The following is a 23,381-nucleotide window of genomic DNA, read 5'->3' as shown; positions in this document are numbered from 1 at the left end:
ACGTTGTTCATTGATTGGTTATAGGTCTACTACCCATGTGTCTTTACTTCCTCCTCCTTGCGATGAGTTCACCACCAGTGAGCCTTCTCTGAGTGCTACACGGGTCAATCCACCCGGAACAATTTCAATTCCCGAAGGTCCACAGAGCGCGTAGGGGCGCAAGTCAACGTGACGGGGTTGCAATTTTCCATCAATGAAACAGGGAACAGTTGATAATTTTATGATCGGTTGTGCGATGAATTCTCTTGGGTTCTCTTCCACTTTTTCTTTGAACTCAGCAATTTCACTGTCTTTCGCACTATTGCCCATCAACATTCCATATCCGCCACTTTGATTGGTTCTCTTAATTACCATGTTATGGATATTTTCGAACACATGCTTTCTGGCATCGGGATCTTTGAGTTGATAAGTAGGAACGTTGGGAAGAATGGGCTCCTCGTTCAAATAGTATTTGATCATATCGGGCACATAAGCGTACACCGCTTTATCGTCGGCTACTCCATTGCCCACAGCATTTACGATGGCCACATTTCCTCTTCTATAGGCGCTTATAAGTCCGGGAATTCCCAAAGCTGAATCAGGTCTAAACGTCAAGGGGTCTAAATACTCGTCGTCCACTCTTCTATAGATCACATCTACTTGCTCCAACCCGCGAGTGGTTTTCATGTACACTTTGTGGTTGTTCACTACTAAGTCTCTTCCTTCTACCAAGGGAATACCCATTTGACGGGCTAAAAACGTATGCTCGTAGTAGGCAGAATTGTAAACACCCGGAGTAAGAATAACAGCAACGGGATTGCTTACCGGACGGGGCGAAAGGGACAACAAAATATTGTGCAATACCAAGGGGTAATTGTTCACCATGCGCACATGATTGGCGGCCAACTGATCGCTGAACAAGCGCTTGGTTACTTCTCTGTTTTCTAACATATAAGAAACACCGGAAGGAGTTCTCAAGTTATCTTCAAGAATATAGAACTTGCCGTCTTCTCCTCTAATCAAGTCAATACCTGAGATGTGAACATAGATATCGTAAGGCACGTTGATGCCAAACACTTCTCTAGTATAGTGCGGACAAGAAACCACGAGCGATCCGGGAATCACTTTGTCTTTAATGATTTGTTGATCGTGGTACACATCTCTCAGAAACATATTCAAGGCTTTCAAGCGTTGCTTGATTCCTTTTTCAATATGATCCCATTCAGTACCGGTGATGATACGGGGAAGAATGTCGAAAGGAAAGATACGTTCAATGCCGGCATCGTCGCTGTACACCGTGAAGGTGATACCTTGGTTCATGAAGAGTTCACCCGCCTGCAGGTCTTTCTGTTTTAGCTGTTCGATGGACAAATGACCGATCGATTGCAGCAAACTTTTGTAAGGGTCTCGGATCCCATCCGGCCCCATCATTTCGTCCCAGGTTTGGGAGGCAATATACCTGGCTAATAATTGTTCACCCGTCATAGCAGTCGGTTTTATAGTAAAAATGGTTACTGATCCGTGATATTCGCGGACAAGCAACCATTGTCCTCAATATAAGAAAAAACGTGATATTAGAAAAAATAAAAGGAATTGGATAGAATGATAACCAAATTGAAAAACAAACTGAATTTTTGTTGCTAAAAGCCCAATTTCAGGGTGTTTTTCTGTTCAGATTTCAAATTTTGGCTATGTTCTTCAAAAATGGCTTTCGCAAGGTTTTGGGGACTGATCCATTTGCCGGTATCGGCGTTTGGCATAGCGGCTCGGTTTTGAGGGGTATCGATGGTTCCGGGAACCACCACTACCACTCTTGCCTCTGAATGCTTTTTGGCGGCTAAGGCATTGAGTATTTCCGCTAGGTCCACAATCAAGGCTTTCGATAATCCGTAAGCAACCACACCCGTTGCTGCGGAGGGGTCGGTTCCGGCGCCGGAAGAAATTAAAAACAGTGTGCCGCTGCCTTTTTCTAGGAAATGAAGAAATAAGGGTTTGGCAAGTAGGTAGGCTGTTTTGAAGTTGAGGGTGATTTGCTTTTCGATGGAGGCATAATCGGTTTCTTCCAAACTTCCCATGGCAAATCCTCCGATGGTGAGAACGGCGGCGTTAATTTGAGTGCTTTCTTGGATGGTGGCTGCTATGGTGGTGTTGCATTGTGCTTCATCGGTGGCATCGAGCACCAGTTCTTTGAAAGTAGGGCCTTCGCTTGTTTTGCTTACCGTGCCGTAGACGATGTATCCTTGTGAACTAAAGTAGGCGGCAACGGCGCTTCCTAAATTGCCGGCGGCTCCTGAAACAAATAGCGTTGAACCCATGCTCGTGTTTTATATGAATATAGGGTTTTTTTGTTAAGAAATAGGTTCACGATAGGTTCACCGCGAAGAGCGCCAAGAGCGCGAAGGTTTCGCAGAGTAGTTTTTGTTTTTTTTGACCACGGATACCACAGATTAATACAGATTTTCACAGATTAGCCTCCGATATTCGATCAGTTCGATTGCTCATTTTTGAACCGCGGCGTCGCAGCGATCGCAACGTTAACGCAGCGACTTTCGTTGCGAACCTTTGCGCACTTTGTTACTTTGTGGTAGAGTAAACTGATTTAAAATTTTTAGGATCGGAGATTAATTCGAGAATTCGCATTTTTTTTGACCACTGATAGCACAAATTAATACAGATTTTCACAGATTAGCCTCCGATATTCGATCAGTTCGATTGCTCATTTTTGAACCGCGGCGTCGCAGCGATCGCAACGTTAACGCAGCGCTGGCGGTCACTCTGTATTTCCTCCATCCTCTATCTTCCCTCCTCCCTTTTCTTTTCTGCCTTTCCTCGTTCCTCGTCTCCTCCCTCCTCCCTCCTGTATTCCGGCTGTTTCATTATTAATTATTACTTATTAATTATTAATTAATCTCGGTTCCAAATCCGGCTTCGCATACGCATACCTCGCCACCAACTGTGCTCTATAGTACGCATCAAGGCCGAGAGAGGCGATGGTTTCGGCTTCTTCTAGGCTTAAGAAACCGTCGGGGTTTAAGAGACTTTTCTCAAACAGCACTTCTTTGATGGCGCCAATTACAAAAAAGGTATTGTTGTATTTTATGGGGATGATTTCCATTAATTCAGCGCTGTACTTCACCTTGCTTTCTTTCACAAATGGTGCTTTGCAGGTTTCTGTGAATTGTGGAGTAAAACCGGTGGCATCAAACTCACTTATTCCTTCCGCATATTTAGCAGAAGTTTGGTGGGCCTTGCTGATCATTTCCTCAGATATTAAATTAATGGTGAATACACCCGTTTTTTCAATGTTGCTGATGGTATGCGGTGCGGCAGCCAAGGGTCGGTTGATGAATCCAACCATCGCAGGGTCGGCACCCAAATGCACGATATTGCTGAAGATGGCCAAATTGGTATTTCCTGCTTCGTTAATGGTACCAATTAAACTGGCGCTTTTGAAGCCTGATAAGGAATTGATGAAATTAGCCCGGTAGAAACGTTCCCAAGTTTTAATTTCTTCTAATGTGTAATGTTGTTCCATGCGGTTTGTATAAGTGGTAGAAAAGATTCAACACTTATTCGGTACATTTAGTTCACGAACTTGTTAAATGAAATACACCATTAAGAGCGGTATGGAGATCGAATTGCGCCCCCTGCGCCATTCCGATAGCGAGTCGCTGGCGGTCTATTTCCAACAATTGTCTGAAAAGACCCGTTCTCGTTTCGCTCCACATCCGTTCGACGAGGCTACGGCACAGTTCATCTGCGAACATTTGTCTTTACCTCAAATCATCATTATTGCTGCCTATCCTCCTGGTACCATTGTGGGCTATACTATTCTACAAGAAGGTTGGATGCCCGGTGATAAAGAACGCTATTATCAATACGGCGTACCCGTAAATGGTTCAGGTATTTGGTCGATGGCTCCTTCTGTTGCCGATTCATGGCAAGGAAAGGGCATTGGTCCGGCGATGTTTCAATATGCTTTGAAATACTTGCAATGGTTTGAGGCGGAAAAATTGGTATTGTGGGGAGGCGTTCAATCCGACAATATTCCTGCCGTTAAATTCTATCAACACCTGGGTTTTGAACCCAAAGGAAGCTTTTATTACAATGGAAAGGAGAATATGGACATGATTCTTTCCCTGAAATACAATCATTACTTATAATAATACTATGATCAAGCGTTCTTTACTCCTCTCAATGCTTATGGCGGTTGCATTGTTTTCAATTGCGCAGCGTTTCAACCCTCGATGGATGCAAGATGTGTGGGAGGCAAACTGGATCGCTCCGGCAGGTGCCCCGGCTCATGAGTATGGAATACATTATTTGAGAAAAGATATCGACCTCCCCTCTAAACCGGCATCGTTAAAGGTTTTGGTGAGTGGCGACAATCATTACTCACTTTATGTGAACGATGCTTGGGTAGCCATTGGTCCCACGCGTAGCGATTTGAATTATTGGCGTTTTGAAGTCATTGATCTGGCTCCTTATTTAAAGCAAGGAAAAAATGTAATTGCTGCTACGGTTTGGAATGAAGGAGAGCATCGTCCCGAAGGACAAATTTCTTATAGAACCGGATTCATTCTGCAAGCCGATGATACGGCCTACCGCGTTTTTAATACCAATGGTTCTTGGAAGGGGATGAGTTCAAAAGCTTATTCGCCGATACCGGGCATTGCTTATCCTGCCTATTATGTGGCGGGTCCGGGTGAACGTTTTATGGTGAATGAGAATGATGCTCGTTGGAAGTCGACCGAATTTTCAGTGAACAATTGGCCTGCCGCTGTATCGGTGCAATGGCGCGGCGGCACACCCAAAGGCATAGCCGATATCAATCCGTGGATGTTGGTACCCGATCCACTTCCCCCAATTGCAAGAGAAGCGCCGAGTTTTCCAAAGATTCGAAAAATAACAGGGGTGAATGCTTCTCCTAACTGGCCGGGTGATGGGTCTAGCATTCAAATTCCTGCCAATAAGAAAGTAGACATTATTTTAGATGAAACACATCTCACCAATGCCTATGTGAATTTGAAGGCAATGAATGGGAAGGGTTCGGTTATTGCCATACGTTATGCAGAGGCTTTGTACGATACCACAAAGGGAAGTACTTGGTCGATGTACAAAGGCAATAGAGATGATATCAATGGCAAAGTATTATTGGGAAGAAAGGACAGCCTGTTTTTAACGAACGGCGGCGAACTCGATTATCAAACCCTAAGCTTCCGAACCTTCCGATACATCTGGATATCAGTGACAACGGGAGAGGAAGCCTTGGAATTGAAAAGTATTTCTTCACGATTTACGGGCTATCCGTTTGAGCTCAAAGCATCGTTTAATGCAGATAATGAGTATGCACTCCCTATTTTCAATGTGGGTTGGAGAACCGCTCGGTTATGCGCAGTGGATACTTATATGGATTGTCCGTATTACGAGCAACTGCAATATATAGGCGATACGCGCATTCAAGCCTTGGTGTCTTTGTACAATTCAGGTGACGATCGATTGGTAAGAAATGCCATTGAGCAAATGGATCAATCGCGCATGGCGGAAGGATTGACCCTGAGCAGGCACCCTTCTTTTTCGCCGCAACAGATCCCAACCTTTTCATTGTGGTATATCGGCATGTTATACGATTATTACAAGTACAGAGGCGATGCAAAATTCATTAAAGACAAGTTGCAAGGCATGCGAAACGTGCTTTGGTATTTTAATAAGTTTCAACAAGCGGATGGGCGACTCAAGGGCGTGCCGTATTGGATGTTTACCGATTGGGTAGAAGAAAGAAAAGGCTGGGGAGGAGGAACGGGTCCCTATAGTAAGAACGGCAGTTCGGCTATACTGGACATGCAGTTGTTATGGGCTTATCAGTTAGCGGCTTATTTAGAAACTCAGTTGGGGATGCAGGCTTATGCGGTGCAATATGGGCAGGAAGCGAATCGATTGAAAGCGGCCATTCAAAATAAGTACTGGGTAGCATCGAAGCAATTGTATGCCGATACCGAAGAGAAGGATCTGTTCTCGCAGCACACCAATACGCTGGCTATACTAACGGGGATGACCAATGCAGCAATCATGCCTAAGATAGCGGATCGTTTGGAACGCAACGACACCCTTTTGGCGCCGGCCTCTATTTATTTCAGATACTATGTGCATCAAGCATTGGTAAAAGCGGGTCGGGGCGATCATTATTTCAGTTGGCTCGACAAATGGAAGGAAAACATTCAAAAGGGGTTGACCACCTGGGCGGAGATGTCGGAAGTGGATTATTCGCGATCTGATTGTCATGCCTGGGGTGCCAGTCCAAACATAGAATTCTTCCGAACCATCCTAGGCATCGACTCCGACGCCCCCGGATTTTCAAAAGTAAAGATCACGCCCCATCTCGGAACCTTGACAGATGTGAAGGGCAGCATGCCCCATCCTTACGGCATGATACATGCGAAGTATAAGAAGACGGGTGAGAAATGGACAGCAACTATTGAATTGCCGAAAGGGTTGACGGGGGTATTGGTGTGGAGGGGGAGGGTTGCGGTGTTGCATGACGGGGAGAATGTAATTAAGAATTAAGAAGTAAGAATTAAGAATTGAACGGCAGGCGGGATCAAGAAAGAATAGGGGGGAGTAGGAACGAGGATGAGAGGAAACGAGGAAAGAGGGTGAGGAGGTAGACGATCCATCCTGTAAATTCTGATTGCAGTTAGGTTGATTAGATATCGAGGTCTAATCTGTGCGAATCTGTAATAATCGGTGCTATCTGTGGTCAAAAATTACTAAGTGGAACCACAGCAAATCTTCGCACTGAATTAAAACTGAAGTTCATTGCTTCTCAGCTTTATAGTGGGTTACAGATAAATAAATTAAGTTGTTAATGAAGATTACTTGAAACGGGAACCAGTTTTTTGATCAAGGGTGGATTGTGCTAAGGGACAATAGGTTGGGTATATCACTAACAGTATGGATACCATAGATTGAATTTAATGGAAAATTGGGGATTTTTTGTATATTTAGGAGTTGTAGGTTAACTTTTTGGTACAATATAATATTCGAAACAGACTGCAGAGGCTAAAAATGAAAGTATTTGACTTTATTAGACCGTTGAACTTAATTCTTAAAATTCTTGGATTCGCGAAAAAGCATACCGAGAAAAAATATTCAGTTTACAAATTATATAAAAACTTAGGTGTCGGTGCCAAGAAAGAGGATTTTGATTCTATTTACAATCAGGCTCTTTATGACTTTGAACATAAACGGATAAAGCACCCTCTATTAATTGAGCTTTTCAAACTGCCTAGCGCAAAGAAGGCTTTGCAAACCGAGTATTACAATAAAAAAGATGGTTTGTTTTATAGCGAATTAGATACAAACTTGAATGTAGTAACTAGTTTTAAAGAGATAAAAGACTCTAATATTAACCTTCAAAATGAGGTTGTTGAATTTTTAGAAATATTCAATGACAAAGTAAATGAAAGTAAACTACCAAAGGAACTCGAAACAAGTGAAAGTATAAAAGACATAAGCGACAAAGTCGATAAGTTACTATTACATAATAAAAACATACATCTTCCGGAACAACTGAAGGAAATTAGCGGACTTAGGAAAACTAACAACCATAATGCTGTAATTGATCTACTGACTAATTATAAAGAGACTAAATGGGATCAACTTACATCCGAATTAAAATATAGTGTAACTCTAAATTTTGCTTCAACTTATTTTGACCTCGGAGAAAAGAAAAAAGGGGCTAAATACTTTATAGAACTATTGGATTTTGATGTTAAAAATGAAGAAGCGTTTGGATATGCTTCATTAGGCTATGCATTGCTTGGCGAAGTAGAAAAAAGTATTGAATTCGCCCATAAAGCATTAGATAGAAACAAAGAAAATCTAAACGCTTATCTAGGTCTTTTATTTTGCAAAGAAGATACACTTGAAGTTGACGAATTAGATTCATTAATACCAAAAAACATTCAGGAGAAACCTGAAATTGCTATTAATATCGGCACATATCTCGAAAAGAGAAAACAATTTGAAAGAGCATTCGAAATTTTCGAAACCCTAAATGAGAGTCATCCAGAAATGGATTCATTTAAGTGCGACATATTGGTTCGACTTGGAACTAATAGGATGATTTCGTTAGAACATCAAGATGATTTTTTCTTTAATCAGTTAGATGAAGAATCCATTTCAAAAGTAAAGTATGCTAATGAAAAATTTGAAGAAGCTTGGTCATTTATAAAAAATACAGATCTCAGGAAGTCAAGATGGTATATGCTTACCAATAAGGGGGTAAGCTATAAAGTCTTAGGGAAAAGAGATAAAGCAGAGGAGGATTTTAGGGCATCGCTTGAACTAAATAAAAATTATTTTACATATAGACACTTGCTTCTGCTTAAAATGGATGCCAATGAAAGTGCTGGTGAAATAATTGAAGAAATAGAAAAACTTAAGCTATCAGTTGAAGAATTGCAAGAGTTAGCAATATTCAAAGCTGAGCGATTTTTTAGTGAAGGTAAAAATGAAGAGGCCTTGAATTTACTACTTCAACATTTACCAAATATAGTTTCTCCAGAACTGACAAAGCAATACTTGTTAATGATTACTGAAACTTATATTAGATTAAACAATTTTATTGACGCTGAAAAACATGCATTAACTTATGCTGAAGCTAATCCAGAGGACCCGATTAGTTTTTACAATCTCTCTAAAGTCTATTTTGGTAAAGACGAAACAGAACATGCTGTCGAGCACTTATTGAAAGCAAAAAATTTATTGAATGATGAAACGCCACGTTTTATAGCAGATTTTATCGCAGATAAGTACACAGAAATAGGCCAATATAAGTTAGCTGCAGAATGTCTTGAAATTATTGCTAATACTTCTATCCTTTCAAGAGTTACTAGAAAGCTACTAATAGCTTACTACCATAGTGGCAATCATAAAAAGGCTATTGAAATATCATTAAAACTATTAAAAAGACATTCTGAAGATCCTTTTTTGATTGACATTGCAAGCTCCATTTATGAAGCAATAGGGCAATTAGATACTGCTATTTCTACAATAGAAGGGTATTTATCAAAACACCCAGATGACAAATTAATGTTAGTAAAGATCTCCATGAACCATTGCAAAAAAGGAGATTTTGATAGTGGGACAAAAGCACTAGATAAGATAACTGACTATACAACCATCCCTTTGCAAGTACAATTTCATATTGCTCATGCCTATATTCAAAATAAAGATTTCGAGAAGGGACTTGAAATAGCCTATAAATTAAGAGCAGAAAACTATCCTGATCCCACAGTTCACACAAGATATGTTCAGTGCATTACTAGCATGGAAAATCAGGCCTCAGAAGTATATTTTCCTAATGAGGTTGCAAACAATTGTTATGTAGTTTTAAAAGATAGAAATGAAAAGAAATATGAGTTTGTAATAGTCAACAAGTCAAAATATGCTAATGAAATATCAATTGAAGAACCTATAGCACAATGTTTACTTTCAAAGCCTATTCAAGGAGAAATTGAAATGAATGGTGAAATTTTGACTATACAATCAATTTTATGGAAATATACCTATGCATTACATGACAGTATGGATCAACTTTATATTAGGTTTGGAAATACACAACCCATAAAAGTCTTTAAGCTAAAAGATGGAGAAAACCCAATAGATCAATTTCAAGACATTTTTAACAGTATAGACAAAAATCAAGAGTTTGACCAACAAATTGAACAATTGTATGTAGCAGGGAAGTCAACAATTGGTGTAAATGCCAGCCTCTCTCATATTAGCCCTTTAAAATACTGGAGTAAATTAGTGAGTTCGTGGGATATTGGAATTACTTCCATTGGAACGACATATGAATTTCAAATTGGTTTGCAGTTATTGGCATCAAATAAACCAATAGTATTTGATATTATTTCTTTATTGACTCTGCATCATATTGACGCATTTGAAGCACTTGGCAATATTGAAAATAAAAAATATGTTACGAAGTCAACAATTGATGTCATAAAAAAGGAAATAACAGATTTGGAGGAGAGTCTTGACGGTGAAACACTAATTGTTAATAAGAAAGGTGGTGAATATGTTAGACATATCATTACTTCTGACGACAAAAAAAAGCATCTTGAAAAGCTACAACGCTTCTTAAAAGAAGTAAATACCTATTGCGAATTAATAACTCCCGAATTAAGTGAAGACTATGTAGGCAAAAAAGAAAAAGATAAACTGTTCGGAATTTCATTCAACGATACAATTATAGTTTCAAAAGAAAAGGATTGTATTTTATGTTCTGATGACTTTTTCTTTAGATCGTTGTGCTTCAATGAAGATAAAATTAATGGAGCTTCGACCTTTATTTTATTGATGTATTTGGAAAAGAAAGGGATTGTTAAAGATGCAAGATTGTTGGAGTTCTTGGAGAACTTAGTAAAGCTAAATTATAGAAACATCCCTTTAAATGCGAAGCTTTTATATAAGATATTTCAAGATGGTGGTTGTCTGATAAAACAACCTTTTATTAATGCTTGTGATTTTATCAACCCCCTCTATATTTCTGACATTCAAGGAGCAAGATTGGTAACCGATTTTTTATATGAGGTTTACATTTCATCATCTATGATAGATACAAAAAGTTTTACAACACAATATATTTTTTCGAAGCTTTTTGAAGGAAGAAATGTAATTGTGGTAAAGCGATATCTGATTTCTTTGCTGGACACAAAATTTCATCTTTTGCCTACTCATAAAGATGAAATTTTACAAATTTTAAGACACTACTAATCTACCGCTTTACAATTTTAATATTTTAATAAAGGGTTATTTGAGGATTTAGTATTTCAGTAAGTATGATAACATTATTTTTCTGAAAGAAAATATCTATCAGAATTTTTCTGGTTGATTCAAATTAGGGTTTTCAATTGAGCCACTACATTAGGTGGTAGAAAGCACAGATTGCGGATTCATCTATTTCTGCGACTTAGATGCAGGGAACTTATTATTGAGAAGTGAATTTCCAAAAGCAACTGCTGGTGTTGATAACTGCGAAAGATCAGATAGGAGGTCCCTATGCAAAAAAAGCCTTCCTTGTCAATGATTTCGGTTAGGCCAACCCCGAAGGGGTTGCATATTGGTAGAAGCAGAGTGATAAGCGTGCCATACAACCCCGAAGTGGGTTGCATCTGAATGGATCAAGTTGTTATGGATGATCATTTGACATGTTTGCTTCCTTTTTAAAAAGGGCTAATTGTGCTATTAGATAATATGTTGTACATCACTAACAGTATAAATATCGTATAATTTGTTATATGTTAGATTCTGTGGAGTTTCGTATATTTATGCATATACGGCAATAAAATATAGCACCTTACAAATTATGAAGGATAAAAAGTTACAAGTTTTTGTTTCCTCTACTTTTACAGACCTAATAGAAGAGCGACAAGCTGCAGTGGAAGCAATTTTGTCTTCTGGTCATATACCAGCAGGAATGGAATTGTTTTCCGCAGGAGATGAATCACAAATGACTGTTATAGAAAGGTGGATTGATGAATCTGATGTTTATCTATTAATTCTGGGAGGTAGATATGGTAGTGTTGATAATAAGACAGGTAAAAGCTATACTCAATTAGAGTATGAATATGCTATAAAGAAGAACAAACCTATGTTTGCAGTTGTAATTTCCGATAATGCAATTAATGATAAAATAAAAGTACTTGGACGAAAAGCACTTGAAGAAGAAAATCCTAAGCTGTTAAAGGAGTTTAGATTGCAAGTTTTAAATAATCTTATAAAATTTTGGGATGACAAGAAAGATATAAAGATTGCGATACATGAAAAACTTTCTGAATTTAGTTACAGAAAAGATTTAGTTGGTTGGGTTAAGGGCGATAAGATGATAGATGTAGTTCCGTTTGCAGAAGAAATTGCACGATTAATAAAAGAAAATTCTGAGTTAAGAATAAGTTTAAACAACGCTCAAAAAGACTCTAATTCTACATACGCAAGTTTGACATACAATCAGTTAAAGAATCTTCTGGAAAGTGAAACTATTGTTATCAATGACAATGAAATTTCTTTGTTCAATTTTATGTTAGCAAATGGTAAATCTCTGGGTGAAGGACTAGACGTAGGCGATAATTCGGCGGGTCCATTTTTGATATTGGCAAGTTACAAAGTAGTTTTAAATATAGGAAAGGGCTTCTATAGATTTAGGTTCACTGACGATGGACATAATTTCTATTTAAAATCGCTGGCAAAAAGCGTTGAAAATTAACTACTGGCGTTACATTTGGTTTTGTGCATATTAGCAAGTTCAAGCAATCTTCAACTGTTTGGGAAACCAATTTGGGGATTCACAATGGCCAAACAAGCGTCAGTTTTATTTCTTGAATAAAATCTAAATTCTCAATCGAAAGCAGTTTGGGGAGGACGGAGTAATATTTCCAAACTTGGATTAAACCCTGCTCGCTGTGAATAATTTTTGTTAACTATAAAAATGAAGGTAGTATTAGATTCAAATATAGTTATCTCGGATTTTTGGATGCGATCGCCAAACTTCAAGATTCTACTTGAAAGTTCAAAAAATGGTGACATTGAGTTATATATTCCTCAAGTTGTTTTGGATGAAGTGATTAACAAGTTTAGTCAGAGAATTGAAAACTCAATTTCTGAAATCAATAATGAATTGATAAAGTTTGAAAAAGATGCGAATATAACGACAGGGTTTTCTTTATCAGACAAATTGATTGAGACAACCAAGACAAATTATACAAAAAATCTAGATAAACTCATCAAGGCTAGCCAAATTGGAATTATTGATTATCCAGAAGCAAGTCATAAGCTTTTGGCAAAAAAGGCTATGCTAAAGCTTAAACCTTTTAATTCGAATGAAAAGGGATATAGAGATTCGTTAATCTGGGAAAATGTTAAGTCTTTGGTTTCTCCGGAACATATCGAAATACCAGCGACACCTGAAGTTGTTTTTATAACAAATAATCACAAAGACTTTACTTCAGACGACAAAAGTCTTCACAAGGATTTAATAAAAGAATTGCGAGACGAAAATCTGACTGGCCATTCAGTAGTAGTATATTCTTCCCTAAATGAGTATAATGACCAAGTCTCAAAATTGTTTTTCAAGCAAGCAAAAATATTTGAAGGGAAACTCATGAATAATGAGTTTTTGAAATTTGAACTTAAATCCTTACTCGACAACTATTTGTTTAAGTATTTTGTTGGTGGTAGTTTAAGCAATTATTACTGTCTTGCACCATATGCAAACGATAATCCAACAGTAAGTAACATTAGTGAAGACTTTTCAATTGACAATACTTCTGTTAAAAAATTGAATTCAAAAGAATACATTGTTGATGTTCAGTTTAAAGTAGAATCTGAGATAGACTACTTTATCGACAAATCGGACTATTGGATTTCTGATCAGCTAGATGTCTCATTAGTAGAAGGAGATTGGAATGATCATGTTGTTTTAGTTAGCAGGCTTGTTGACATACCAATTGAAATGTCACTAATAATAAACTCTGAGTTAGTATGTACAAGTATTGAAATAAATAAAGTTGATGGTGATTATAAATAAAGCTATGCACAACACTGGTATTACCAATTGTGGGGCTTGACATTTGGGCAGACAAATGCGGTAATTCTTTAGTATTGTGGTTTGGGTCTCGACGGATCCTAGGTTGAACTAGATAGGTAAAGCGCAGTTTTAGTTCTTGTGATTTGACTTAAATATAATCCCAACAACCAAACCCAGCCAGAAAAGCAAGAATGCCTCTTTTCAACATAGTTTGTTCGATTTGGTTTTGGAGTAGAAGCATTTAATACAATGAATTTATGAACCTACGCGACCAACATAAAAGTAATAGACCTCTATATAATTCAATTTTAACCGGGTTGTTCTATTTCTTTTTCTGCTGGTCCATAGATTTTGGAGAAGCAACAGTTGACTTGTTTTATTTTTTAATGATCTTCTTGCCCGGACTTAGTTTCCCCTTGACCACTAGTTATTATAATGTTGGAAGCTTAAATAAATTGAAACTTCGAATACTGTTTCATTTAGCGCTTTCCGCTTTAATTTATTACGGAGTTGTGTTATTGTTTGCAACCGAAGGCCTTATACCATTTGGCGTCGTATTGGCGGCTTTTTCAGGTTCTTTGTTAATCCTACTGGTGACCAAGTACTTGTTGAGAAAGAACATTTCCATTCTTCAAATTATATTGACCGCCATTGCAAGCGGTCTTACCTTCTTGATTTGTGATATATTTGGCCGTTACGGTTTCTTTATTGGGGTTTCAGTTCTCTTATGGACCTTGGTAAATGGACTTTCTATGAACATTGAGTATAGACGATCCTGAAAAGGTTAAAATAGTTTTCAGTTTAAGAAAGGGAGCTTTTTTACATCGAGACTGCAGTATTTCAGCCATGGTTAGGCAGGCAAAAGAGACCACCCTTCGGCTCGTCCCCCGGGCTATTTTGTAAATGTCTCCAAAAATGAGTCCGTTTTATCCAACTCCGAAGGGGTTGCATATTGGTAGCAACAGAGGGACAAACGTGCCATACAACCCCGAAGTGGGTTGCATTTAAATGGGTAAATTTTTTGAATAGTGCGGATTGTGCAAAAAGATAATGTGTTATGTATCACACTAACAGTATTAATTATATAACAATATATTGGGAATTTCGTATATTTAGGTTGTAACCACTAATAAATACATATACAAAATTTAGAAATGTGCCATACGAAGTAGATAGGAATATTGACTTAACACCAAGGATAACATCTAGATATTATGTATCTTCTGCACATAGGAGATTGCAAGAAAACAAATCTCGTTGGACGGTAACTATTGAAGAAGAAGTTGAGTGTTTTGTAAATTCGCAAAGAAATTCTTGGATTGAAGGTGTGTTCAGTTGGGGGCTTATTCCCAGTGAAAGCAATCTTTTAATATTGGGCGAGAATTTTCAGAATGAAGAACTGAAAATTGCTAAGTTTGTTGCGAAAAACGGCGATGGAGTTTGGCACGGTTATCCCGCGGACTATTGTAGAAACATTCAAGACAGACCAGGAATTTCAATACTTAGCAAATGGAGAGCAAATGGACATATAAAAAAGCACCACATTGTTAAAATTAGACAAGGAAAGCAATGCAACCTGTAAAAATTTCAATACAAGGTGACTATATTGATTGCCAAATTTATCGGGGCAGGCTATACCTTTGGACGTTTGATGGCAAAATAAAGGTTTATAAATGGGATGAGCTTGTTTATTCATTACCAAACAGTAAAAGAGATGCTTTACCGCTAAAGTTTTGTTTTCTTGATGGCAACTATCTTTACAAATCTGACTTAGTAGAACTATTCCTTGATGAGGACTTTAAAAACATACTCATTGAAAAGTTCTCGATTTTATCCAAACAAGACTATGTAATATCTGAAAGACTAGTCGATAAGTTTTTGTATGGTGAACAAGACACTCCCAGAAACACACTTCCAACAGATACTGAAATTTATGGAAGTATGTTGTATTATATAACAGAACAAGGATTATTTTCTTCTACAGCACATAGAGATAATCGTAAATATCCAGTAAGTACTAAGTCGACTAAAATTTGGGATTGTAATTTACTAGCCATTAGAGCAAACAAGTATCCTCAGCTCGCCTTATCAGGCGGTAACGAAGGTCTATTTGAATTTGATATGTCCACTTCATTTAGAAGGAGATGGAATTTGAAAGATCCAGTTCAGATAAGTAAAAAGCATTCCTCATTTGCTAATTACACATATTGGAGTATTTATAATTCGTCGTTGACTGAAAGTTCTTATATGGCACTTTTTGAATTGAAAAAGGCAGATGATTCGGTAATAACTGATGAATTTGATTTCGGGAAATCGAAATTTCAGAGAGAATTTAAGGGTGAAATTACTGAAGAGAGAATTTTTGAAGGTATGGGGGATAGGAAAAATCTAAGTTGGGGAATTGACGATAAAATATACCGAGCAACAGATAATGGATTTGAAATAGTAAGATTCAGGAATAATCCCAATAAGGAAAAAGGAGAAGAACAGTTTACACAGCTACAAAATTTAGATCTTCAAGCTTGGAAAGGTAGAGTTATTGGTGGTGGGACTTCATACTATGGGACAATTGTTGAATGTGAAAATGCTCTTGTTGTTCTTTTAAGTAATGGGGAATCAATAACGATAGAAGGGCCAATTACTAGATGGAGAGTTTATCCACGTTCTATGAATTATCAAAATCATTTGCACGTAATCAAAGACGACAGAATTGAAGTCTATTCATTTAATCAGGATTACTTTTTAGACCAAAATGAAAAGTTAATTGGCCTAGAACACAGGACGCCAAAAATTTGGCATGGACGGGACACTAAGTAAAAATTGATTCAACTAACAGTGGTTTGGTTGAAAAGTGGGTGAAGTGGTTTATTGAACATCGACCTAGCTTCAACTTTTGTCATCATTTATAGTTTTTTCTCCGAAGTCCGGAATTGCGCGAAATACCAAAACTTTGCATGCAATTCTTTGGCACGCCTTAAAATTTATTGATTATTCTTTAATATAGTCAAGATAGGGTATTAGAACAATTTTTTGTTCTTATAAGTATTGTGTCGCCCTTCATTTTGATGTTTTCGTTTTACTGTAAACAAAGATAGATTATATCTACAAGTTATTTTGACCAAGTTGAACGGATATATGCAGGTTTTACAGAGTCAATCACTAAAATCGAAGACAAAAAGTATTGAACGCAGGAATGATTATTAATATCAGTGACACGAGTGACAAGGGCTACTTTAAAGGTGAATTTGACTTTAGGGAAACAAGAACGGACCTTAACTAACAACAGTAGAATATATTTCATAAATTTTCGAGATAAAGTTAAGTTTTTTCTGAAAAAACTTAATTTTGAAATATTTAGTAACAAAGCAAGATATCTTTTTCGTATCGAAGAAAACAGAATGTATAAATGAATACATTGTAGTATTGATTGGTTAGACTTCACTTTTTAAGATTGTAAAATTGACACTTACTTAAGGACCGAACATGATTTTCTTCATTATCGTAAAAAGAAGACTTTAAAGTTTACTCAAAGAAAGTTACATAAAGACGAAGAACCCGGTTTTCTGAGAACATTTATTTTACATGAAAATAGCAATATGATTTGATCCTTACAACAGAGTTAGAGATTTTGTTTTCAGAGGAGACATAATATCTGAGAAATCTGTATTGCTGAGGATGATTTGAAGTTTTATGCAAGTTGAGGGCAATTTTTATATATTTCAACTAATTGCTAGGCTAAACATTGATAAAGTGGGATGGAAAAAATCAATTTTAATTATTCGTTCAAGTTTGAAGATTCGGTTTTTGGCTTCGTGGAAAGAAATATAAAATATAACTATGAAGACAATATTTGGCATTAAATGAAATTACAACTATGGATGAAATTAATAGAATTCTTGAATATGTAAAAGTTAATCCGAGCGAGGCTTTGGAGTCTGATACGTTAGAGTTTAAAAACTATTCTTCAGAAAATTCGTTTTTTGGAGCGAAGGATGTTGCTGAAGAGATTTCCGCTTTGGCAAATACGAAAGGCGGATATATTATTATTGGAATTATCGATAGCTCAAATATAAGTAATAGAAGATGGGATCAACAATTAAATGGATTCTTGCAAATTGATTTAAGCACTGCTAAGGAAAGGTTACTTGGAAAGATTGAACCAAAACTGAACCTGATCTTGTTTAATCACTCTTATGATGGAAAGAATTACTTAGTGATTAAGGTTCCTAAAGTCAATTATTCTATTGTATCAACAAGTTCAGGAAAAATTTGTATCAGAGTTGGTAAATCAAGTATGCCCGCTCGACCTGAACAGATTAATGCACTCGTAAAAGGCCTACAAAACTATGATTGGAGCGATGAGGAAATTAGTGACGAGTGGAGGTCATGCCTTAGTGAGCTATCGATGAAGGAAGCAAAAAGTGATTTTATAGAAAGACGTAATATTAATGAAGGTGAAATTTCTGATGAAGCTTTCTTAGAATCTATAGGTGCTACAAAAAATGGATTGTTGAATAAAGGGGGCTTGCTCTTTTTAGGTAAGCCAGATTGTATTAGAAATTTATTAGGAGTTTATGAGTATAGATTTTCATGGAAGACAAATTCTGGTGAACTGAGAATAAATGATGTATGGAGTGATAATGTTTGGGAGACTATTAAAAGAGCAAAATCCCATTTTGTTATATGCAATTCTAGGTTGGCAATTGAGTATGAAGGTTTACAATATGAGCTTTCTACTTTGGATGAACAAGCATTTCATGAAGCATATCTTAATGCTATTGTGCATAGAGACTATAGTGAAGAAGGTATGACTTCAATTAATTTTACGGGAAAAAAGCTGATCATTACAAATCCAGGTGAGTTTTATGGTGGAGTAAACAGTTCAAATATTACTTTTCATGAACCACGCCATAGAAATAAAACACTTGCAAAAATTCTTATGAATTTTCAATTAGTTGATCGCGCGGGTATGGGAGTTTTACGCATGGGTCTGAATTCTCTAAAATACGGTCGAGAGTTTCCAAGATTTGAAGAAAAACTCAAAGCAATCGAAGTTTCGATGGAAGCAGAGTATTTTAAATCTGGTATTTTTATTCTTACGCAAAAATATTTGAAAAACTGTGGTATAACAGAGTTATATATACTAAACAGCATGTATGCTATTGGGTATGTTAATGTTGTTACTCTTGAAGCGAAGCTAGCTAGTATTCTTGAACATCCATGGGAGTCAATACAGGAGGCGATGGGAAATGAAGATTTTAGAACTTATGTTTGTTACAAGGCTAGTAATGAGGGTGTATATATTTGTCCAAGTGGTTTGGCTAATAGTTTGTTTGATGTTAGTAAGCCCTTTCAAGATTCAAAGAATAGTGAAAAGCACGTAAAGTTACTCCAGTTTTTGAAGCTTCATAGATCAGCAAATAATGAAGAGTTGATGAATTTAATGGGCTTTACTTCGTCTGCATCTACTTATCAATTTTTGAGTAAGTTGAAGTATGTAATTAATAGAGGTAGAGGTAGAAGTAGTAAGTGGTTTTTGAAATAGTATGCTGCTAATTTTGATATTTTTACAGTACAAGATATTGCAACAATTTATTCAAGTGTGTTTTCTGTTTCGTAGTTTGAAACATTATCTGTTAAAGTAATAAGAGTTCGGACGGTTTTTTGTTCAAAATTATAATTGATCGATTTTAGTTACTTTAGTTGGTAAAATATTTTTTCTTTCCAAGTTAATGTTGAAATTTGGGTCTTTTATTACTGTAACAAGATTATGAAGAGCGAAAGTTTCAATAGTAATCGAAAACACCCAGTAAAGAAAAATCCTTCAAAGAGATGCCTATAAGACTGATCTACTTCTTTGGGATTATAACAGCGGCTTACTATTACTTTTTGGAGCCACGAACAATTGGACACGATAAGAGATACCTTGTATATATTTTAATTTTACCCACTCTTATAGGCATGATCGCTTTAGGTTTGTACAGGAGAAAATTTCTAATCGATCGTTTTTTGAAAAACAGAGGGATTGGACTTTGGATATTTATGGTCTTTTTCTATTTATTACAAGGAATTATTTTCTCCTACATAAGCTTCGGACAGATAGCGAAGATTGGGTGGGACTATTGTAATTACAAAGTGATACAAAAAAACAGTGAAGAATACATTACATGCCCAATAACGAGACTATGGACGGGAAGACGGCCAAGTATTGATTTTAAATTTGCTGATAGGAGTGAGAGTTTTCGGGTGAGTTATCAGTCTATTAAACAATATGAGAATACAAGTATTGATAGTCTTAGTCTAATTATAACAGCAAGAAAAGGGCTTTGGAATTTTTATACAGTTAGTGAATGGAATATTGAAATGAAAAAATAGTTCCAATGATTGGTGTATTTAGTAAGCGAAGGTATGGACGATTACTGTGGTAACTCGAAAATAAGCAGATATCCATTCTATTTTATTAATTCAATTTCCATCGTAAACTTTTTAATGTTTGTTTGTTTTTTGGTTAAGATCTATTTGCTGAATTAATACTGGTTCTAAAATTTTATTCAGAAAAAATCATAGTTTTATAGTATGAAAGCTAAAGAAACAAAATCGAAGGAAATGGTAAAAGTACCTGAATCTGGGCTTTTGTCTTTAGTGGCATCAAAACTTAAAGGCAGAGATTTGTTTCCCAAAAAGGTGGAAGATGCAAAAAAGTATTTAAAGAAAGTAAAGTCTGCAAATTCATAGAACTTTTACCAATAAAATTCAAGGTGTCATTGTTTGACACCTTTTTTAATACGCATTTAAGATGCAATTGTAAAAGATATCATATAAAATGCGACAGTCATTTAAATACTCGAATTGGACAAAGACAAGAGGGGACTCGTATAAGAAGAACTGTGACGAAATTTTGTTCAGGATAAAATCGAAGATAGTTATTGAGGGAGACGATGTTTTTGTTGTGAATGAAATTCAAAAGAATTACTTGTTGACAATTGACAACCCAAAGACGGCATGGTTTCTAATTTGGCTTAAGCTTCGTGATGAAAAATGATCAAATTATTTGTTCGGAATAGAAGAATTTGAAGAAGCACTTCAGTGGCAAGATTAGGTGTATCTCTCATAGAGGACATCCTGTTCTTCCTAAATACACCCTTCGGCTCGTCCCGCGCTATTTTGTAAATGTCCCCAAAAAATGAGTCCGTTTTTTCCAACCCCGAAGGGGTTGCAGATTGGTAGCAACAGAGTGATAAGCGTGCCATACAACCCCGAAGTGGGTTGCATTTAAATGGATGAATTTGGAGGTGAAGATTATGTGTTAAAGGGGCTATTTTTTTGACAAATTGTGAATTTTGGTGAGAGTGGATCAGTCGCATATAGCGCTAACAGTATAGTTGTAATAAAGTTAATAATGTATCAATTCTTGGGGAGTTTCGTACATTTCAGATTAGACTTATTTTGAAATCCCGTTATAGAATGAAACTTCTTTTATTTTTCATAGGACTGCATTTAATCTCAATGAAGGTCTTTGCTCAACAGGCTGATACGAAAACTGACACTTCATTTACTTTGTCATATATTTCTATTGGACTTGGAAGCAACATGTGGACAATGCAACCTATGTTTAGAGTTCGAGGATCTCAATTTGTGTATACATTGGAAGAAGCTTGGCTGTTCAATGAATCTAAAAAAGCTAAAGTAGACACTGTCTTAATAGGGAATTTTCGAAATTCATCAATTGATTCAATCATTAACATATCGAAGGAAATTAAAGGGGACTCAGTGTACAAAATGAATACACAAGTAATGAGCGGAGGAATCATCAATCTTTACTTTTCATCCAATCGTCGTAAACTTAGTTTTGATTTGCACAATGCGAACGACAAAACAGCTCAGAAAATAGTTGACATCTTAAACGGATATATTCCAGACAGATATGAAAAGCTTTGGATTAGTGATATCATAGCAGAGATTAGTCACCGATGAGAATATTTCTTGGGGCAAACTGAAAGTATCAAGTCAAAATTGTCGCTATAATTTAGTAAATGGAATGACTCTTATTAGAATAATAAGTATAGGCAAACCAGAAATGAAAATTTGTTATCTGAAACGTACTGTATTTTTTTAGTTCCGGAGCCTAGGTGGTCTTTGGTCCCTAAGAGAGCTGTAAGCGTACCCAATCTTCAGCAGTTTCCTGCCAGCCACAGCAATAGATTGTGCCCAAGACAATCCCCCTCACCCTAATTCGGCAACACAATCTTCTGCGTCATTTTCATATCCTTCACATAATAAGCGCCTTTGCCGAAGTGCATGATGTCAATTAAACAGGGACCGGGCTTGAGGTTTTTTTGAAAGAGGAGTTGACCGGCGGAGCTGTAGATATAAATGGGACCGGCTTCTTTTAGTTCGATGTCGAGAAAGCCGTTCTCAACGGTGTCTTTTTTGATGCGTACTACGGGAACATCTTTGGTAAAAGAGATGTGTTGCACGGAAGAACGAATTTCAGTGCCGTTGGTTTGCATCTGCGTGACGCGGTAATAATTGTCGCGGGCGCTGGGGAAATCATGGATAAAACTGTAATACTGCATGCCTTGCTTGCGCATGGGAGTGGGGATCACGGCAATGGTGGTCCAGTTGGAGGCATCCATTGAGTACTCGATCTTGTATTGATCGGCGAGGGTGTCTTGGAACATGTTCCATTTCACTATTACCGAGCCTTGTTGCTTCTCTACAATACAGGGAATATCAGAATCGGGTAGGGCGCTGACCGTTGGAACTGTCTTCTTCGGTTGTGCCATACTGATGTAAAATGCCAAACTGCTTACAACTACAAATACTGTTTTTTTCAAAAGGATAGAATACATGTAACCCGGTTTTTCGTTGGACCTAGTATTGAACGTAGAAAGGGCTGTGTTACTGTTTTGGTGCAAGGGTTGGAGGGGGGTAAATTGAGAAATTAGGGGGAAACATGCAGGGGGAATTAAGAAGTAAGAATTAAGAATTGAACAGCCGGCGGTTGGGGTGTGTTCACCGCAGAGTCCGCCAAGTCCGCAAAGGAGTCGCGAAGTTTCGTTTGTTACTGTTTTTGTTCTTTCTGTCTTTTCCTTATTCCTTCTTTTTCACCGCGGCGGCGCAGCGTCCTTCGACTGAGCCTTCGGCCCGCTCAGGACAAGCTCGCAGCGGCAACGCAGCGCTGGCGGACCTTCTGTATTTCCTCCCTCATCTATCTTCCATCCTCCCTCCTGTATTCCCCCTGTTCTTCTTCCTGTTCTTTCTTCCTTCTCCTTTTTCACCGCAGCGTTGTTATTCACACTGTATTTCCTCCCTCATCTATCTTCCATCCTCCCTCTTGTACTCCCCTGTTCCTCTTCCTGTTCTTTCTCTTTCTTCCCTCATTCAAATTTTGCCACTTCCCTCCATTTGCCTATTTTTGATACGTTGTTGCAAAAAATGAAAAAAGGGTCTCCGATATACAAATTACTATCACTGTTGGTAGTGACGCTGTTTGTTTTCAGCATCACGCCCCAATGGGTTTGGCACGACCAATTTTCCCGACACATCGATTCGGTACATCAACACAAAGATTGTAGCGCCGATGATCTGGTTTCTTACAACAAGTTCTGTCATGTTCAAGATTGGGTGGTAGGAACACCGTTCCTAGAATTGGATGCAATAGAGTCCACCCCTACACAACACTTCCTTGTTCATGTTGAAAGCAATGATTCCTCCTCATTTCATCTTAGTTTTCAAGAAGTCTTCAATAGACGTGGCCCGCCTGCCCTGACTAATTCTGTTTCTTAATTAGTCATCTTTAATTGTATTT

Annotated in this window: 16 protein-coding genes; 12 read left to right on the top strand and 4 right to left on the bottom strand. The window is 37.3% G+C overall.

The window, feature by feature from the left end; translation table 11 throughout:
* Positions 1-18: 18 nt before the first annotated feature.
* The 3 genes from ACQ2HE_RS08390 to ACQ2HE_RS08380 form a co-directional block, all read right to left on the bottom strand.
* Complete coding sequence (locus ACQ2HE_RS08390) at positions 19-1,464, bottom strand: circularly permuted type 2 ATP-grasp protein (protein ID WP_430898640.1); 1,446 nt, start codon at positions 1,462-1,464, stop codon at positions 19-21.
* A 155-nt stretch (positions 1,465-1,619) separates the two neighbouring features.
* Positions 1,620-2,294 (bottom strand): SDR family NAD(P)-dependent oxidoreductase, encoded by a 675-nt coding sequence (locus ACQ2HE_RS08385; protein ID WP_430898642.1) that lies wholly within the window; start codon positions 2,292-2,294, stop codon positions 1,620-1,622.
* Between the two features lie 578 nt (positions 2,295-2,872).
* The gene (locus ACQ2HE_RS08380; RefSeq protein WP_430898644.1) at positions 2,873-3,514 is read right to left on the bottom strand and encodes a flavin reductase family protein; all 642 of its coding nucleotides are present in this window, start codon (positions 3,512-3,514) and stop codon (positions 2,873-2,875) included.
* Positions 3,515-3,581: 67 nt separating this feature from the next.
* Here ACQ2HE_RS08380 and ACQ2HE_RS08375 point away from each other — a divergent pair, with 67 nt between their 5' ends.
* From ACQ2HE_RS08375 to ACQ2HE_RS08325, 11 genes are all read left to right on the top strand, one after another.
* On the top strand, positions 3,582-4,142 hold the full coding sequence (locus tag ACQ2HE_RS08375) for a GNAT family N-acetyltransferase (RefSeq protein ID WP_430898646.1): 561 nt from the start codon (positions 3,582-3,584) through the stop codon (positions 4,140-4,142).
* 7 nt (positions 4,143-4,149) lie between these two features.
* Entirely contained in the window at positions 4,150-6,543 is a 2,394-nt protein-coding gene (locus tag ACQ2HE_RS08370; protein WP_430898648.1) for an alpha-L-rhamnosidase-related protein, read from the top strand.
* 501 nt (positions 6,544-7,044) lie between these two features.
* Positions 7,045-10,761: a tetratricopeptide repeat protein gene (locus ACQ2HE_RS08365; RefSeq protein WP_430898650.1), complete on the top strand. Its 3,717-nt coding sequence runs from the start codon at positions 7,045-7,047 to the stop codon at positions 10,759-10,761.
* Positions 10,762-11,353: 592 nt separating this feature from the next.
* Positions 11,354-12,250 (top strand): DUF4062 domain-containing protein, encoded by an 897-nt coding sequence (locus ACQ2HE_RS08360; RefSeq protein ID WP_430898652.1) that lies wholly within the window; start codon positions 11,354-11,356, stop codon positions 12,248-12,250.
* A gap of 222 nt (positions 12,251-12,472) precedes the next feature.
* On the top strand, positions 12,473-13,570 hold the full coding sequence (locus tag ACQ2HE_RS08355) for a PIN domain-containing protein (RefSeq protein ID WP_430898654.1): 1,098 nt from the start codon (positions 12,473-12,475) through the stop codon (positions 13,568-13,570).
* Between the two features lie 257 nt (positions 13,571-13,827).
* Positions 13,828-14,349, top strand: a complete 522-nt coding sequence (locus tag ACQ2HE_RS08350; RefSeq protein WP_430898656.1) for a hypothetical protein — start codon at positions 13,828-13,830, stop codon at positions 14,347-14,349.
* A gap of 377 nt (positions 14,350-14,726) precedes the next feature.
* The gene (locus ACQ2HE_RS08345) at positions 14,727-15,152 is read left to right on the top strand and encodes a hypothetical protein (protein WP_430898658.1); all 426 of its coding nucleotides are present in this window, start codon (positions 14,727-14,729) and stop codon (positions 15,150-15,152) included.
* Positions 15,140-16,387 (top strand): hypothetical protein, encoded by a 1,248-nt coding sequence (locus tag ACQ2HE_RS08340; RefSeq protein WP_430898660.1) that lies wholly within the window; start codon positions 15,140-15,142, stop codon positions 16,385-16,387. Before ACQ2HE_RS08345 ends, ACQ2HE_RS08340 begins: the two co-directional genes overlap by 13 nt.
* A 1,057-nt stretch (positions 16,388-17,444) precedes the next feature.
* Entirely contained in the window at positions 17,445-19,115 is a 1,671-nt protein-coding gene (locus tag ACQ2HE_RS08335; protein ID WP_430898662.1) for an RNA-binding domain-containing protein, read from the top strand.
* A 1,031-nt stretch (positions 19,116-20,146) separates the two neighbouring features.
* Positions 20,147-20,305 carry a hypothetical protein gene (locus tag ACQ2HE_RS08330; protein ID WP_430898664.1) on the top strand — a complete coding sequence of 53 codons (159 nt, stop codon included), beginning with the start codon at positions 20,147-20,149 and terminating at the stop codon, positions 20,303-20,305.
* Between the two features lie 771 nt (positions 20,306-21,076).
* The gene (locus tag ACQ2HE_RS08325) at positions 21,077-21,544 is read left to right on the top strand and encodes a hypothetical protein (RefSeq protein ID WP_430898666.1); all 468 of its coding nucleotides are present in this window, start codon (positions 21,077-21,079) and stop codon (positions 21,542-21,544) included.
* 254 nt (positions 21,545-21,798) lie between these two features.
* Here ACQ2HE_RS08325 and ACQ2HE_RS08320 read toward each other — a convergent pair whose 3' ends face one another.
* A complete protein-coding gene (locus ACQ2HE_RS08320) occupies positions 21,799-22,422 on the bottom strand; it encodes a hypothetical protein (protein WP_430898668.1) in 624 nt (207 codons plus the stop codon).
* Between the two features lie 586 nt (positions 22,423-23,008).
* Here ACQ2HE_RS08320 and ACQ2HE_RS08315 point away from each other — a divergent pair.
* On the top strand, positions 23,009-23,359 hold the full coding sequence (locus ACQ2HE_RS08315) for a hypothetical protein (protein WP_430898670.1): 351 nt from the start codon (positions 23,009-23,011) through the stop codon (positions 23,357-23,359).
* The last annotated feature ends 22 nt before the right edge of the window (positions 23,360-23,381 follow it).

Origin of the sequence: Endoryza foliicola, assembly GCF_050589245.1 — a bacterium.
GTDB lineage: Bacteria > Bacteroidota > Bacteroidia > Chitinophagales > Chitinophagaceae > Endoryza > Endoryza foliicola.
This window is presented reverse-complemented; position numbering and strand designations above follow the sequence as displayed.